The sequence below is a fragment of the Clostridium sp. KLE 1755 genome (assembly GCF_000466465.2).
Taxonomy (GTDB): Bacteria; Bacillota; Clostridia; order Lachnospirales; family Lachnospiraceae; genus Eisenbergiella; species Eisenbergiella porci.
This window is the reverse complement of sequence record NZ_KE992747.1, coordinates 7,207-21,849: the sequence shown is the minus strand read 5'-3', so window position 1 is coordinate 21,849 and position 14,643 is coordinate 7,207. Positions and strand designations below refer to the sequence as shown.

Sequence of the window (14,643 nt, the reverse complement as noted above, 5' to 3'; positions counted from 1 at the left end):
GGTCGCTTCGCTCGCCAGATGGATACGAAAGAGGGACCGGGCCTGCAAGCAGCCCGGTCCCTCTTTCGTATCCGTCTGGTTCTGCCCTGTTCGAAGATTATACCACAAATCCCCGCATTGTACACTATTTACTGTCGGAAATCTTTTTCCGGCGGGTGTCCGGGGGCAGCTTTTTTCATAAAGCTATGAATATGGAGGAACTTAACAGCTGCGAAAATTGTCTATTATGCAGCCGGGTTGTTTTTCGTTTCTCTTTATTAATTCCCGGTAATAGGGCTGATTATTATGTTTTCAGGGGTAATTCCCGTTTTTCTTGTAACTATGTCTTCAATCTGTGCTCTCTGGGCATCTGTAAGGCTGGGTGCATTGACTACCACGTCCACGCCGGAGCCGCTGATGCTCACTACCACGTCGTTAAAGCCTTTGGCTTCCAGAAGGATTTCAGCTGCGGTTTCTTTTTCAGCCATGTCGGTAAGGGCTATCATGCCGTTGATGGCGTCCTGCTTCTGTTCTTCACTGATGTTTGTATTGTTTATGATGTCAAGAAGTGTTTCTTTATTTTTTGCTCTGGTCTGTTCCTTCTGCAGCTTGGCTCCGGCAAGGGAGGTAACTCCTGCAGAGCTTGTAAATACGGCTTCTCCGGGTACTTCGCCGTTCTGTACGTCCGCTTCCTCAGCTACCTGTTCCGCGCTCGCTTCATCCATATTTTCCGCCACCACCGCTACCTGTGCGCTGCCCGCTTCCTGGGCCTGTGCATCCGCCGACATCTGGGCATCCAGATAGTCCGCCGCTGCCACACCGTCCAGATCAGAATCCATACTGTCAATATCCGACACCACGTCTTCCTCTGACAAATCCAGCAAAGCAGTCATATCCTCTTCTGCGTTTCCGGCATCCGCGCTTGTAAGCTTCTCTTCTCCTGCCTTGGTTCCTGCAAAATTCAGGTACCCTGCCACTGCAATCATGATTGCCAGCGCCGTAATCATTATTTGGTTGCGTTTCAACACATTCTTCACTCCTGTTCCCTCTGCTTTCTGCTATTTCATCTTAACTACTTTAATCTTATGTGCTTCTATTCCAAATAATGCCTGAATCACTTCCGTAATATTTTTCTGAATTACGGCATTCCCTCCTCCCTGGGCCACAACGGTCACGCCTTCAATGGACGGCTCCCTTATTTTGCTTACATAGGGTGTTTTATTGCCTGCGGAATCGGTCACATAGACTGTGGTTTCCTCCTGTCTGGAGTTAATCACATCCCGGCTTCCGCCCGTGCTGTCCGTCTCCTTTGTGGTGTCCATGGTGGAGGGAATATCTTTTTCCACCACCTGTTCCCTGGAGGAGTCCAGGGTTACCATGACCTTCACATTTCCCACGCCTTCCATGCTGGCTAAAAGGGACTCCAGCCGTTCCTCCAGTTCGCCTGCATAGCCGCCGGTATTGTCCTCTTCCTCAGTTTCCTGTGTTCCGGAAGCGGTGCTTTTATTCTCGGGAGCGGCTGTCTGATCCTTTTGTGTCTCCGTTTTTTTTACAGGAATGGCGATTACCATCAGCAAAATCCCCAAAAGAGCCATTATCGCCATATTTTCCTTAGTCAGCTTCTTTTTCCATGTTTTCAGCCGTTCACCCATTCCAAATCACCTCCAACTCCTCCGGGGCTATTCCAAGCTCCTCCGCAAAGGCCTCCCGCAGCTCCTGCTGTTTCTGCGCCGCCTCTGTATTGTCCGATCCGTTCAAAACAGCCTCCGCTTCCGGCCCCTGCGGGGAAATTTTCACCTTTTCTATCCGTACCCTTTGCTCTCCGTCTCCCGACACCTGCAGCAAAGGCCTGCCGTCCTCTGTCCGGGAAACAGCGGTGACGGTTACGCCGTATTGTGCCGAAACCTCCTCCAGGCTGCTGCGGGCGGTCATGGAAAGCGCCTCCTCCTGATAATCACCGCTTTGAAGCCCCGCCTCTTCCACCTGTCTGGAGATTCGTTCCATCTCCTCTTCATACTGCCGCAATGCGGTTTGAAAATTTTGCTGCGCATCGAATTTTCCCAGAGAAAGGATGGGAAGGGCTATCTGGGACAGGACCATGATGCTTATCATCATTTTTACATATTTTTCATAGCCACCGGACGGGAGGAACTGCACGATAATCTGCCCCGCCAGCATGAAAATCGTGACTTTTTTTAACAAATCCAGAAATTGCGCTCCCATTGGAGTCCTCTCCTTTCTTCGGTTTGCTATCCGATTTTCCCCGCCAGGCAGGTTATGATGGCAAACATGATCAGAAAGCAGGCGCAGGCCGTATAGCTGATTTTCAAAAGCAGCAGCAGGCCGTCTCCCGCTTTATTGACGCAGCCTGTAATCCGTTTGTCAGCCGTCATGCCCAGAAGGGCCGCGCACAGCTTCAATATACCGGCATACAGCAGCAGCCTGGCAAAAGGGCCGATGCACAGGGCGAGCAGAAGAAGGAAGGCCGCCACGCCCAGGCCGTTTTTTACAAGAACCGCGGATCCTATAAGAAGCTGGGCTGTGCCCTCCGCCAGGCCTCCCAGGCCGGGAATTGCCGACAGAGCCTTGCCCGCCGCATTCAGCTTCAGATGCTCCAGCACGGGAGTAACCATGGACTGGAGAAGGCCGATGCCGGTAATACAGGTAAGGAGGAATTTTAAAAATCCAGCCACGCCCTTCTGCAGCAGCTCTACGAGCATGCCCAGCCGTTCTTCTTCCCAGATACCGTTCATCACAACCAGCATCATGTAGATGTTTACCGCCGGAAGCCCGATGCTTTTGAGCACCTGCTCCACGCCGTAAATCAGAAGCAGAATCAGCTGGTAATACCCTGCCGCGGTGGCCGCTCCCGCCGAAAGCCCCAGCGCCAGCATGAAGGTAGGGACAAACAGGCGGACGAAAAGAAGGATTCTGCCAAGCAGCTCACCTGCAATATCCGCCGCCTGGGTAAAGGTGCGAAGCACTACAAAAAGCATGAGCAGGTAGGAAATAAAATGGGCGATATCCGCTATCTGGTGATTGTCGAAGCTTTGCATGACTACCGTAAAAAGTGCGGAAAGCACGCCGATAATCAAAAGCGTAAGCAGCAGATTCTTCATCCCCGCCATCTCAGCCAGCATCCCGTTTTTCAGGGAAGCGGCGAGGCCGGCAAACGCCTCTTTTGCATTCCCTGATAATATCTGCCCAAGAAGCGAGGAAAAGTCGATGGAGAAATTGGGAAACAGCTGTTCAATCTGTTCCGAAAGCGCCTCAAGATTCAATTCTCCGGTCAATGTGGTCCAGTCCATGTTCCCCTCCTTCCCGGGTTGCTGCTTACGCTGTGTGCGGGAATGAATTTTCAATCACACTCTAAGCCATGAAGCCTGTAATGGTATCGATCAGGGATAAAAGCACCGGCATTCCCGCAAGCAGCACAGTCACCTTCCCGAACAGCTCCACCTGGGCGGCAATGGCCTGATATCCGGCATCCCGGCAGAGGCCTGCGCAGAATTCGCACAGATAGGTAATGCCGATCACCTTGAAAAGTATCCCGAAATAAGCGCCGCTTCCTTCCAAAAACCCTCCCAGAGCCAGCACGGAGTCCTTCATCTGCATCAGGTATTCACAGACATAAAAGAAAATAACCAGCGACACGCCGATACCGATATAAGCGCTGTATTCCTGTTTCCCGGATTTGAACTGAAGCCCTATCAGAACGCCGGTTATGCCCAGCGTGGCGATTTTTACCATATCCATTTCCTGTCCTCTCCTTTCCGTCAGAGCTGAAACAGGTTCTGTATTGTAGTAAACAGATCATATATGTAGGGAATGATCCAGGTGAGAACCAGTATCAGGCCGGCCAGCGAAAGGAGGAACGCATGCTCCTCCCGGCCGCTGTGCTTCAGTATCTGGCTGAGGATAGTCACCAGAATCCCTACCGCTGCAATTTTAAAAATCAGACTTACTCCCATTCCATTCTCCTTCAAGTCATATCAGCAGGATGGCCATCAGCAGCCCGCCCGCCGTACTTACGGAAAGAACTGCCTTTTTGCGGCTTTCCGCTTCTTTCCCCGCTTTTTCCTGTGCATGCGAAAGCTCCTTTACAAATTGCTCCAGGGAAATCAGCTGCATCTGCCCGTCCACAAATCCGGTAAAGCCGGGGAAGGAAAGCAGAAGCTCCTTTTCCCTGGCGTCAAGGCAGGTTGTCTTCAGCCAGGAGGGCATTTCCTCCTGCCATACGGTCTGGAAGGAGCTTCCGCTCTGCTCCTGCGCCCTCTTTCCCATCCGTATGAAGCAGTCCCCCAGCTCTGTGTGCAGGCGGTTACCCACTCTGATCATTCCCTCCGGCAATGTGGCCCTGCTGTATCCCACTTCACTTTCCAGCATGGTAAATGCCCTTGCCAGCTGCCGCAGCTGCGCCACGTGCTTTTCCATATCCCTGCACATGCACAGGCCGAACCCGGCGCACCCCATAACCAGCAGAAGCGCGCCGGTAAGCTTCAGCATGGCGCCCTCCCGGCCAGAAGCTTCCTTCCGCCGTCCAGTACGGCATCCACCGCACATTTCCCCTCTTGCCTGGTGAGTATCACATAGCGGTCAAAAATCTTTATTTCATCCAGCTTCATCCCGGACAGCCTGCTTTCCGCCTCCTCCAATGAACCGGCATGGATGGTTGCCAGAACGCAGCATCCGCAGCAGATCGCCTTTTTCAGCGCCCGGATATCCTCTTCACTTCCCAATTCATCCACGCCGATAACCTTTGGCGCCATGGAACGGATCAGCAGCATCATGCCTTCCGCCTTCGGACAGCTGTCAAGGATATCCGTGCGCATTCCCACATCATTCTGCGCCCTCCCCTGAAAGGTTCCGGCAATTTCCGAACGTTCATCCACAATCCCCACAGTCACGCCGGGACCGCAGGAATTCCCATCGGAAACCTGCCTCACGATATCCCTCAGCAGGGTTGTCTTACCACAGCCGGGCGGCGAAAGAATCAGTGTATTCAGGAAATGTCCGTCCCTGTAAAGAAAGGGCAGCACGGCGTCCGCCGCTCCCCTGATTTCATGGGAAATCCGGATATTTACACAGGAAATATGCTTGATATTCCTCACTCTGTCCGAATCCGTCAGCACAGCTTCCCCTGTAAGCCCCATACGGTGTCCGCCCGGCAGTGTCAGGTAGCCTCTGCTGATTTCTTCTTCAAAAGCATACATGGAGTAGCTGCATGCATAGGCTATCAACTGATCCAAATCCTCCTGTGCAGTGACTGCAGGCCGGTCAGTCCGGCATACCACATCCCCGGATTCCTCCTGGAAAAATTCTCTTCCGTCTATGTACAAAAGCACCGGTTTTCCAACGCGCAGCCGGATTTCCTGCAGCTGCTGCGCAAATCCGGCGGTTTTCTTCCACCTGGGCCGCATTCGTTCCGGAAAGATCCGCAAAATATCTTCCCTTTGTGTCATGGGCACACTCCTCGCTTTCCGGACAGGTTCCTTTCAAGCAGTCTGTCCAACTTTCTGCTTATCTCAGTATATGTTGTACATGCCAGGTTATGACTGCGCGGACAAAAATAAGCCGGAGGAATATGTCAGTATATTCCTCCGGCTTATTAAACTGCCGATTGTTTCTATTAAATTAATAATCCGGTATTTAAACCTGGGCAACATCCTTCATGGAGAAGCTGATTCTGCCCATTTTGTCCTTACCAAGGCATACAACGGTAACCTGTTCTCCAAGAGTAAGAACATCCTCTACACGGTTGATTCTTTCCTTTGCGATCTTGGAAATATGAACCATTCCTTCTTTTCCGGGAGCGAATTCGATGAATGCGCCGAATTCCTTAATACTTACAACGGTTCCCTTGAAAATCTGGCCTTCCTGGAAATCAGTGGTGATGATCTTAACCATCTCTACCGCTTTATCCATCATTTCCTTATCGGTTCCGCATACGGAAACCTTTCCGTCATCGGTAATATCAATCTTAACGCCGGTGCGGGCGATAATCTCATTGATTGTCTTTCCGCGCTGTCCAACCACATCACCAATCTTCTCGGGATCGATCTGTACGGAAATAATCTTGGGAGCGAACTGACCGACCTCAGCTCTGGGAGCTGCAATGCAGGGAGTCATGATTTCATTCATGATATACTCTCTTGCTTCCTTGGTCTTGGCAATCGCTTCCTCTACGATAGGCCTGGTCAGGCCGTGAATCTTAATATCCATCTGGATTGCGGTAATACCGTCATGGGTACCTGCCACCTTAAAGTCCATATCCCCAAAGAAGTCTTCCAGTCCCTGGATATCGGTAAGCACGATGTAATCATCATCGGTATCGCCGGTTACCAGACCGCAGGAGATACCTGCAACCTGCTTCTTAATGGGAACGCCTGCAGCCATCAGTGACAGAGTAGATGCACAGATGGACGCCTGGGAGGTGGAACCGTTGGATTCAAAGGTTTCGGATACGGTACGGATTGCATAGGGGAATTCATCCTCTGAAGGCAGTACCGGTATCAGAGCTCTTTCAGCAAGCGCGCCATGTCCGATTTCACGGCGTCCCGGTCCTCTGGAGGGTTTGGTCTCTCCTACGGAATAGGACGGGAAATTATAATGATGCATATATCTCTTATTCACTTCATTCTCATCCAGGCCGTCAATTCTCTGCATTTCAGACAGAGGCGCCAGCGTGGTGATGGTACAGATCTGAGTCTGTCCGCGGGTGAACATACCTGAACCATGTACTCTGGGGATAATATCAATTTCTGCAGCCAGAGGTCGGATCTGTGTAATCGCACGGCCGTCAGGACGCTTATGATCCTTGAGAATCATCTTACGCACCGTCTTTTTCTGGTACTGGTAAATTGCCTCGCCCAGAACAGGAAGCCATTCTTCCTTATCAGCAAAAGCTTCTTCCAGACGCTCTGTAATCTTTCTTATATTTTCTTCCCTTACCTGCTTCACATCGGTGAATACAGCTTCTTCCATTTCTTCAGGAGGGATGATTTCCTTTATTGCTGCAAACAGCTCTTCCGGAACGGCACAGCTTGTATATTCATGCTTTGCCTTGCCGACTTCCGCTACAATCTGGTTGATAAAAGCAATGATTGACTGGTTTACCTCATGTGCCATGTAGATGGCTTCGATCATTTTAGCTTCCGGGATTTCATTGGCTCCGGCTTCGATCATGATGACCTTTTCACTGGTGGACGCCACCGTCAGGTTCAGATCGCCGTTCTTCCACTGCTCCTGGGAAGGGTTGAGAACGAATTCTCCGTCAATCAGGCCTACCTGTGTCATTGCGCAGGGTCCGGCAAAAGGAATGTCGGAAATGCTGGTTGCGATAGCGGAACCAAGCATAGCCACCAGCTCGGGGCGGCAGGCAGGATCTACGGAAAGCACCAGGTTATTCAGGGTTACATCATTTCTGTAATCCTTAGGGAACAGAGGGCGCATGGGACGGTCGATAACACGGCTCGTCAGAACGGAGTTCTCGCTGGCCTTTCCCTCTCTTTTATTGAAGCCTCCGGGAATCTTTCCTACGGAATACAGCTTTTCTTCATATTCAACGCTCAAAGGGAAGAAATCAATTCCTTCTCTGGGCTTCTCACTCGCCGTAGCTGTGGATAAAACGGTGGTATCACCATAATGCATAAATGCGGCGCCGTTAGCCTGTGCCGCTACTCTGCCGACATCTACACTCAGGGTGCGTCCGGCAAGTTCCATGGAAAATGTTTTGTACATCTTGTCTCTCCTTTTTTCGAACATTACTTGTCAGTCAGTTCTTCCCGTATGCCGGGGCTGGCTGTCGCGGCAGTTTCCGGATCCATATATATGGTACCGGACTTTTCTGTCCGCAGGTGCAGTACTGGTGCTGTTCAGGCACAGAAGATGCCGAAACTACTGACAAATCCACTTACTTCAGCACGGCGGCAAATGGACTTATCAGTGGTCTCGGAAGCATTCTTCCGACCTGAAAAAGCAGAGGCGGCATCCGTTTATGCGGAGACGCCCTGTGTACAGGGATGGAAATGCAGTTCTATCCGGTTTTGCATATAAACGTCACCTGATATCCGCGCCGTTGTTAACTCCGTATCCGGCGGCTTTTTTCTCCATCATCGTACAATAAGGCGGAAGACCTCAGAAAGCTCTGAAGTCAAATCCGCCTTGTTTTTGTTAATTACTTTCTGATTCCAAGTCTTTCGATCAGGGAACGGTATCTTTCGATATCCTTTTCCTTCAGGTAATCAAGCAGACCTCTTCTCTGTCCAACCATTTTCAGAAGTCCTCTTCTGGAATGATGATCCTTGGGGTTGCTCTTAAGATGCTCGGTGAGCTCCTGGATTCTCTCTGTCAGAACTGCGATCTGTACTTCCGGTGATCCTGTATCGCCTTCGCCTCTCGCATATTCCTTGATGATTGCTGTTTTCTTTTCTTTGGAAATCATGTGTGTTCCTCCTTTTTATTAAACCGCCTGATACCAGGATGAGGTCGGAGTGTCCTTCATCTGGGTACCGGCTGAATTCATACCTGAAAAGTATAGCATACTCTTCCCGGCTTTGTAAACCTTTTTTTAATAAACGTTACTGGTTCAGCACACGCTTCACGGCATAAGGCGTACGGTAAGTGGCATTGGAAATCTTTATGCCGCTTCTGGGATTGCTGGCATGGATAACCTGGCCGTTTCCGATATAAATAGCCACGTGGTTGACTCTTCCGTTCTGTGCATAGAAGATCAGATCGCCGGGCTGCGCCTCAGAAAGGCTCACCTTCGATCCCATAGTGCTCTGTGCCGCTGAGGAATGGGGCAGGGATACGCCGTACTTCTTAAATACGCTAAGGACGAAACCGGAGCAGTCCGCGCCACTTGTCAGACTGGTGCCTCCCCATACATAAGGATTGCCCAGATACTGCTTCGCATAGTTGACCAAATCCACCCTGACGTTGGAAACTCCCTTGCCATAGATCAGTTCCGTCTGGGTCACCGCTCTGTCGAGCTTCTTGGCTATATCCACATAATCGGCGGATACGTAAGCCTCCTCGTCATCCAGCATGATCTTAACCCATCCGTCCAGCTTCTCCACGACTTCCAGCTCTTCGCCTTCCGCCACCTGTGTGATTACCGGGTTGTCCGTTCCCGGGCCCTGCCGCACAAACAGTCCGCCGGAATTGCACACCGCCATATCGGTTGCAACCTTGTCCGCCCTGTCCCTGGCTTCCTGACCTGTTAACAGGAACTCAGCTTTTACGTATCCGTTAACCTTGCCGGATTTGATATGCGCCCAGCCGTCCTTGATTTCAAGCACGTCGCAGCCGCTGTTCTTGCTCATCTTGCCAACAAGCTTGCCGTCCTCACTGGGTTTCTCACGCACGTTCAGATAATTGGATACATTGGCTATTCCCAGATTACTGAAGCCGTAGATCGCTTTTCTTTCTATTTTAGCTTCTTCCGCCGCCGCAAGGTATTCTTCTTCCTCCACGTTCGCTTCCAGAATCTCTCCAACGCCTGCCGAGGGCACAACAACACTGCCGTTTCCGGCCGCCATTACAGTCATTCCGGTATATAATACAAATCCAGCCGCCAACACGCCAATTGCTTTTGTTCCTTTTAACATAAAAATATTTCTCCTGTTAATTATCCTGCATCTGCTTCATTCCTGAGGGAATTTTTACAGATTCCTTTCAAAATGTTACAATATTGTTACAATCGTATTATATTCAAATTTTAATTCCCTGTCAATCCATATTTCCCCTTATTTCCTGGAATTTATTTCTAATATAACCGTTGTGTCCCTTCACAGTTACCCTTCCGCCGCAAAGAAAAAGTCCTTTCATCCGTTTCAGAATGGAAGCGTTGGATGGAAGGACTCTTTTCTGCCTCCTGCCGGCCAAAGACGGCGGCGGGAGTATTTTCATTATTATTACATGGCTTTACTTACTTCATATTCCGTATTATTCATGGCAAATGCGATATTGGTGGCATGATCCGCCACTCTCTCCAGTCCGCTCACCACATCGGAGAAAATCATACTGGCTTCCGGCGTACACAGGTTCTTGGTCATACGTTCTATGTGGGATTTCTGGATTTCCCGTTCCTTCTCGTCAATGGCATCCTCCAGATTCGCCACATCCTCGGCACGCTCATCAGAGCCTGTGGAGAACATTTCCACCGAAAAACGGATGATCGTATTGACCATATCCAGCATCTGTCCCAGCTCATGCTGCGCCTCCTTGCTGAAGCCTACGCCGGTGGCCTTTCTCTGTCTTGCCGCATCAGCCACATTTTCCGCATGATCGCCGATTCTTTCAATATCATTTACAATATGGAACAGGGCGCCGATGCTCTTCTGATCCTCAATGGGCAGTGTGGTCTGGTTGATTTTAACCAGATAGTTGGTAATGGAATGATTGAGGAAGTTGATATTCTTCTCCACCGAATAAACGGTTTCAATATCTTCCTCATCCAGGGTTATCAGCGCGTTCATGGCGCGGTTCAGGTTGTCGGAGGCAAGATCAGCCATACGCTTCAGCTCCTTGTCCACCTCTACCACCGCCGTAGCCGGATTGAAAACGGTCCTGTCCCCGATATATTTCAGCGTGAAATTGTCGCGGTCGTCCATCTTCATGTCCTCGCCAGGCACGAAGAAATAGGTCATTTTGACGATCAGGCCGGCAAACGGGAAAAGCGCCAGTACCTGGAACACCTTGAAAATAGTATGGGCGTTGGCCACGAAACGTCCCGGGTTGGAGCCGGAAACAATATGAAGCAGATCGATAATCGGCCCCATGGCAAGCTTAAGGATGATATACATCAATACCGTTCCTATTACATTGAACAGGAAATGGATCATGGCAGCCCTCTTGGCATCCTTCTTGCCGCTCAGGGAAGCCAGCAGCGCGGAGGTACACGCGCCGATATTACAGCCGAGTATGATAAACAGACAGATGGGAAGCTCCAGCAGCCCCTGATTTGCCATCAGCAGCACAATACTTACCGTTACAGAGGAGCTCTGGATTACCGCTGTCAGCAGCGTCCCTACAAGAATGGCAAGCATCGGGCTTGTCAGGGAAGAAAGAATATGCACTATCTCCGGCATGTCCCGCATACCCGACATGGCGCTGGACATCCCGGACAGGCCCATGAAAAGAACGCCGAAGCCAAGGATAATATGACAGATTTTAACAATGTTCTGCCGCTTGCAGAACATGATGCCCAGGATTCCTGCCAGAAGGAATACCGGGGCTATCTCAGAAAGGTTAAAGGAAACAAGCTGGGAGGTCACCGTAGTACCGATATTGGCACCAAAGATTACACCCGCCGCCTGATACAGATTCATCAGCCCCGAGTTGACGAAGCTGACCACCATTACCGTACACGCCGAGGAGGACTGTATAACCGCTGTAAAAATAATACCGACCAGCATTCCAACAAAGCGGTTCTTGGTAAACATCTCCAGGATGCCCCTCAGCTTGGCACCCGCCGCCTTCTCAATACTCTCGCTCATCAGCCGCATGCCAAACAGGAACAATCCAAGGCCCCCGGCCATTGACAACAGCATCGCACCTATACTCATCTTTTGTCTTTTTCCTTCCCACCTGCGAAAAAGGCCTTTCGGCCTTTTCTCCAGGGTTTGCATTATACATCGATTTTACTTTTTATTTACGCACACTTTACGTATATTTTAAGGGATTCTTAAGAAAGTTACAAGAGGAAATGGGGAAAATGTTGATTTTTGTATCAGACGCTTACAATATACAGATAAATTTTGTTGGCTGTTTAACCAGAAAATGGTATACTAAGGAAAAGATTTTATTGGGGAATAAGGAGGATATGCAATGAAAAAAAGGATAGTGACTCTGTTAACCACAGCCCTGCTTTTGAGCTTCGCCTTCTCGTCCACGGTTTCGGCCGCAGGCTTTGTCCAGGATACGGCAGGGGTAAAGTTCCAGAACGATGACGGAAGCTTTGCCGCCAACACCTGGGTGCAGGCCGGGACGGGCATCTATCATCTGGATGCCGCCGGTTTCGTGCAGACAGGCTGGATTCAGGTAGGTGAGCTCTGGTATTACCTGGATGAAACAGGTGTATGCACCAACCCTGAGGGAAGCCCGGTTGGTCCCAATGCCGAAGCCGCCACCCCTGCACCTGCAGCGCCTTCCCAAACAGCTCCGCCCCAGGCGGCCCCCGCTCCCGCCCAGACGGCTCCCGCACCGGATGCCGCCATCGCCGCTGTTTTTGAAGCCGCGGGCTGGACGCTGTATGCGCCCACTGATGCGACACTGCTGCAGAATGGCATTGCCTCCGGGCTGATAGGCTTTGACGGCGCACGCTACTGGGCGTCACCTGTATTTACGGCGGCCCTGGCAGGACAGACTGTCCCTGCGCCGCAGCAGCAGGAAGCGCCGCAGGTAACAGCGGACAAGCCTCAGGAGAAAACCGTTTACATCACGGCTACCGGCAATAAATATCACAGAGCAAGCTGCCGTTATCTGGAGAAAAGCAAAATTTCCATCGACCTGTCCGACGCCCTCGCCGCCGGTTATGGCGCCTGCAAGGTCTGCAGGCCCTGAGCCGCATAAGCAAACACCTGAAACAGCATATCTGCAGGTCACAGAAAAACCGGAGACGTCACAGCCTCCGGTTTTTCCAATATTCCCTGCCCGCTTCTATGTCCCGGGCCATATTCTGCTTTAATTCTTCCACACTTGAAAACTTCATCTCCGGACGGCAGAAGGAATACAGGCTCACCTCCACATATTCCCCGTAGATTTCCTCATTAAAATCATAAAGATTTGTTTCCACGCTCATCTGGCCGCTGTTGCTCACCGTAGGCCGGCAGCCGATATTTGTAATGCCGTTCAGCTGTCTGTTTCCGGCGGATAACCGGGAAAGATACACGCCGTTTGGGGGCAGGAGCTTGTCCCTGGGAGGAAAAAGGTTCACCGTGGGCATCCCCAGCGTCCTTCCCAGCCTTTTCCCATGCATGACATTCCCCGCCACACAGTAGGGAGCGCCCAAAAGCCGTTCCGCCAGCTCCATATTCCCCTTCTGCACCTCTTCTCGCACAAAGGTGGAGCTAATCTCCCGGCCGTTATACATGATTTTGTCGATAACCTGTACCTGATAACCCATCCGTTCGGACATGGCCTGCAGAAGATGCCAGTCCCCCTTTCCTCTGTCTCCATAGGAAAGATCCGTCCCTGCCGCAATAAACCTTGTCTGCAGCCTGTCATGCAGCACTTCCCGGACAAAGGTCTCCGGCGGCATGGCCGCGGTTTCCGCATTCATGGGGAATTCAATCAGAAGATCGATTCCCATCCGGTCAAAAACCCGTCTTTTTTCTTCCTTGGTTGTCAGCTCTGCCTGCGGCTTCCCTGAGAAAAACACCCCTGGAGGGGGATCAAAGGTGAAAACCGCCGACTGCAGCCCATCCTCCTTTGCCTTCAGAATCTGAGAAAGAAGCATTCTGTGGCCCTGATGAATGCCGTCAAATTTGCCGATGGCCACCGCCGTATGGTGTTTACATTCAAATTCTGTCGTACCCGAAATTATCTGCATTGAATCACTCCAGTATCCGTACTTTCCGTTATTTCTGCGGGATATTTATCTAAAGGGTTTGGTTCCTTCACGGTCACATTACAGGAACATTTTTACGGGCTGATACCTTTCCTTCTCCTCCGAGAAGGCATAAATGCCGTAAAAACGTCCTTTTCTGTCATACACTCTCACCTGTCCGCCGTCCGGAGTCCTTACGCTTTCCTCCGCCTGGCCGGGATAAAAGGCATTCCCGTTTTCTATCAGCCTGGCAAAAGCGTCCTTCACCGTAAGGGCAGGAAGCTCTGTAAACATCGCTTCCACAGGTATCACCTTTTCTTCCAGCCTGCCCTGCGCCGCCAGTTCTTCCAGCTGGGAAAGCTTCAGCGCGCCGTCAATGGTAAAAATGCCCACTCTTGTGCGCTTCAGGCTTTTCATGGTGCCGCCGCAGCCAAGCTTCTGTCCGATATCATGGCATAAGGTCCTGATATAGGTTCCTTTGGAGCAGGCAACGCGGAAGGTGATTTCCGGCAGGCTGACGGAGAGGATTTCGATGCTGTGGATTTCCACCGGCCTGCCCTTCCTCTCCACTTCCTTCCCCGCCCTGGCCAGCTCATACAGCCTTTTGCCGTTCACCTTCAGCGCAGAGTACATGGGCGGGATCTGTTCATAAGCCCCCACAAAGGATCGGATGGCCTCCACAGCCTGCTCTTCATCCGCCGTCACCTCATGCTCCTCCAATACCGTTCCGGTCACGTCCTGGGTATCCGTCACCTGTCCCAGAAGAAGCACAGCCTCATATTCCTTGCTTTTATCAGTAAGCATATCACACAGCTTCGTGCCGCTGCCCAGGCAAACAGGAAGTACCCCGACCGCTTCCGGATCCAGGGTACCTGTATGGCCGATTTTTTTCTGCCTGCATATGCCGCGCAGCTTTGCCACCACATCATGGGAGGTAAAGCCCGCTTCTTTATAGACATTCAGAATGCCGTTTATCATGTATTCCGCTCCTTGATAAACTGTTTCCAGCCGTCCGGTCAGGCTTAACGAGCAGAAAAATGCCCGCTGGCCGGGTAGTTACAGCTGCTTTTCAATATGTAACGAAAGGTTATTGATTACATCATGGCAGGGGG

15 protein-coding genes are annotated in these 14,643 nt (G+C 51.1%); 1 reads left to right on the top strand and 14 read right to left on the bottom strand.

From position 1 onward, the window contains the following. Positions 1-257 precede the first annotated feature (257 nt). From HMPREF1548_RS21975 to HMPREF1548_RS21915, 12 genes are all read right to left on the bottom strand, one after another. Entirely contained in the window at positions 258-1,007 is a 750-nt protein-coding gene (locus tag HMPREF1548_RS21975; RefSeq protein ID WP_049942459.1) for a SpoIIIAH-like family protein, read from the bottom strand. Positions 1,008-1,037: 30 nt separating this feature from the next. After that, the gene (locus tag HMPREF1548_RS21970) at positions 1,038-1,631 is read right to left on the bottom strand and encodes a SpoIIIAG-related protein (RefSeq protein ID WP_021638805.1); all 594 of its coding nucleotides are present in this window, start codon (positions 1,629-1,631) and stop codon (positions 1,038-1,040) included. Beyond that, the gene (locus HMPREF1548_RS21965) at positions 1,624-2,202 is read right to left on the bottom strand and encodes a stage III sporulation protein AF (protein WP_021638804.1); all 579 of its coding nucleotides are present in this window, start codon (positions 2,200-2,202) and stop codon (positions 1,624-1,626) included. Before HMPREF1548_RS21965 ends, HMPREF1548_RS21970 begins: the two co-directional genes overlap by 8 nt. Before the next feature lie 26 nt (positions 2,203-2,228). Continuing rightward, on the bottom strand, positions 2,229-3,287 hold the full coding sequence (locus tag HMPREF1548_RS21960; protein ID WP_035323389.1) for a stage III sporulation protein AE: 1,059 nt from the start codon (positions 3,285-3,287) through the stop codon (positions 2,229-2,231). Between the two features lie 61 nt (positions 3,288-3,348). Continuing rightward, on the bottom strand, positions 3,349-3,735 hold the full coding sequence (locus HMPREF1548_RS21955) for a SpoIIIAC/SpoIIIAD family protein (RefSeq protein WP_021638802.1): 387 nt from the start codon (positions 3,733-3,735) through the stop codon (positions 3,349-3,351). Positions 3,736-3,755: 20 nt separating this feature from the next. Then, complete coding sequence (spoIIIAC, locus tag HMPREF1548_RS21950; protein ID WP_021638801.1) at positions 3,756-3,950, bottom strand: stage III sporulation protein AC; 195 nt, start codon at positions 3,948-3,950, stop codon at positions 3,756-3,758. A gap of 16 nt (positions 3,951-3,966) precedes the next feature. Beyond that, positions 3,967-4,485: a stage III sporulation protein AB gene (locus HMPREF1548_RS21945; protein WP_021638800.1), complete on the bottom strand. Its 519-nt coding sequence runs from the start codon at positions 4,483-4,485 to the stop codon at positions 3,967-3,969. Next, the gene (spoIIIAA, locus tag HMPREF1548_RS21940) at positions 4,479-5,441 is read right to left on the bottom strand and encodes a stage III sporulation protein AA (RefSeq protein ID WP_021638799.1); all 963 of its coding nucleotides are present in this window, start codon (positions 5,439-5,441) and stop codon (positions 4,479-4,481) included. The genes HMPREF1548_RS21945 and spoIIIAA overlap by 7 nt, the downstream gene beginning before the upstream one ends. A 187-nt stretch (positions 5,442-5,628) precedes the next feature. After that, entirely contained in the window at positions 5,629-7,719 is a 2,091-nt protein-coding gene (locus HMPREF1548_RS21935; RefSeq protein WP_025491108.1) for a polyribonucleotide nucleotidyltransferase, read from the bottom strand. A 436-nt stretch (positions 7,720-8,155) separates the two neighbouring features. Beyond that, positions 8,156-8,422, bottom strand: a complete 267-nt coding sequence (gene rpsO / locus HMPREF1548_RS21930; protein ID WP_021638796.1) for a 30S ribosomal protein S15 — start codon at positions 8,420-8,422, stop codon at positions 8,156-8,158. A 136-nt stretch (positions 8,423-8,558) separates the two neighbouring features. Then, entirely contained in the window at positions 8,559-9,590 is a 1,032-nt protein-coding gene (locus HMPREF1548_RS21925) for a C40 family peptidase (protein ID WP_021638795.1), read from the bottom strand. 306 nt (positions 9,591-9,896) lie between these two features. Continuing rightward, on the bottom strand, positions 9,897-11,549 hold the full coding sequence (locus tag HMPREF1548_RS21915) for a Na/Pi cotransporter family protein (RefSeq protein ID WP_025491106.1): 1,653 nt from the start codon (positions 11,547-11,549) through the stop codon (positions 9,897-9,899). Between the two features lie 262 nt (positions 11,550-11,811). Between HMPREF1548_RS21915 and HMPREF1548_RS21910 the strand changes: the two genes are divergently transcribed. Beyond that, positions 11,812-12,546, top strand: coding sequence for a cell wall-binding repeat protein (locus tag HMPREF1548_RS21910; protein WP_021638791.1), 735 nt, complete (start codon positions 11,812-11,814; stop codon positions 12,544-12,546). 58 nt (positions 12,547-12,604) lie between these two features. Here HMPREF1548_RS21910 and HMPREF1548_RS21905 read toward each other — a convergent pair whose 3' ends face one another. Then, positions 12,605-13,534: a bifunctional riboflavin kinase/FAD synthetase gene (locus tag HMPREF1548_RS21905; RefSeq protein WP_021638790.1), complete on the bottom strand. Its 930-nt coding sequence runs from the start codon at positions 13,532-13,534 to the stop codon at positions 12,605-12,607. A 78-nt stretch (positions 13,535-13,612) separates the two neighbouring features. After that, positions 13,613-14,509 (bottom strand): tRNA pseudouridine(55) synthase TruB, encoded by an 897-nt coding sequence (gene truB / locus HMPREF1548_RS21900; protein ID WP_021638789.1) that lies wholly within the window; start codon positions 14,507-14,509, stop codon positions 13,613-13,615. Positions 14,510-14,643: the final 134 nt, after the last annotated feature.

Bases quoted from the DNA above. Each gene is read 5' to 3' on its own strand.
- HMPREF1548_RS21970 (WP_021638805.1), bottom strand. From the start codon at position 1,631: ATGGGTGAACGGCTGAAAACATGGAAAAAGAAGCTGACTAAGGAAAAT.
- HMPREF1548_RS21965 (WP_021638804.1), bottom strand. From the start codon at position 2,202: ATGGGAGCGCAATTTCTGGATTTGTTAAAAAAAGTCACGATTTTCATG.
- HMPREF1548_RS21960 (WP_035323389.1), bottom strand. From the start codon at position 3,287: ATGGACTGGACCACATTGACCGGAGAATTGAATCTTGAGGCGCTTTCG.
- HMPREF1548_RS21955 (WP_021638802.1), bottom strand. From the start codon at position 3,735: ATGGATATGGTAAAAATCGCCACGCTGGGCATAACCGGCGTTCTGATA.
- spoIIIAC (WP_021638801.1), bottom strand. From the start codon at position 3,950: ATGGGAGTAAGTCTGATTTTTAAAATTGCAGCGGTAGGGATTCTGGTG.
- HMPREF1548_RS21945 (WP_021638800.1), bottom strand. From the start codon at position 4,485: ATGCTGAAGCTTACCGGCGCGCTTCTGCTGGTTATGGGGTGCGCCGGG.
- spoIIIAA (WP_021638799.1), bottom strand. From the start codon at position 5,441: ATGACACAAAGGGAAGATATTTTGCGGATCTTTCCGGAACGAATGCGG.
- HMPREF1548_RS21935 (WP_025491108.1), bottom strand. From the start codon at position 7,719: ATGTACAAAACATTTTCCATGGAACTTGCCGGACGCACCCTGAGTGTA.
- rpsO (WP_021638796.1), bottom strand. From the start codon at position 8,422: ATGATTTCCAAAGAAAAGAAAACAGCAATCATCAAGGAATATGCGAGA.
- HMPREF1548_RS21925 (WP_021638795.1), bottom strand. From the start codon at position 9,590: ATGTTAAAAGGAACAAAAGCAATTGGCGTGTTGGCGGCTGGATTTGTA.
- HMPREF1548_RS21915 (WP_025491106.1), bottom strand. From the start codon at position 11,549: ATGAGTATAGGTGCGATGCTGTTGTCAATGGCCGGGGGCCTTGGATTG.
- HMPREF1548_RS21910 (WP_021638791.1), top strand. From the start codon at position 11,812: ATGAAAAAAAGGATAGTGACTCTGTTAACCACAGCCCTGCTTTTGAGC.
- HMPREF1548_RS21905 (WP_021638790.1), bottom strand. From the start codon at position 13,534: ATGCAGATAATTTCGGGTACGACAGAATTTGAATGTAAACACCATACG.
- truB (WP_021638789.1), bottom strand. From the start codon at position 14,509: ATGATAAACGGCATTCTGAATGTCTATAAAGAAGCGGGCTTTACCTCC.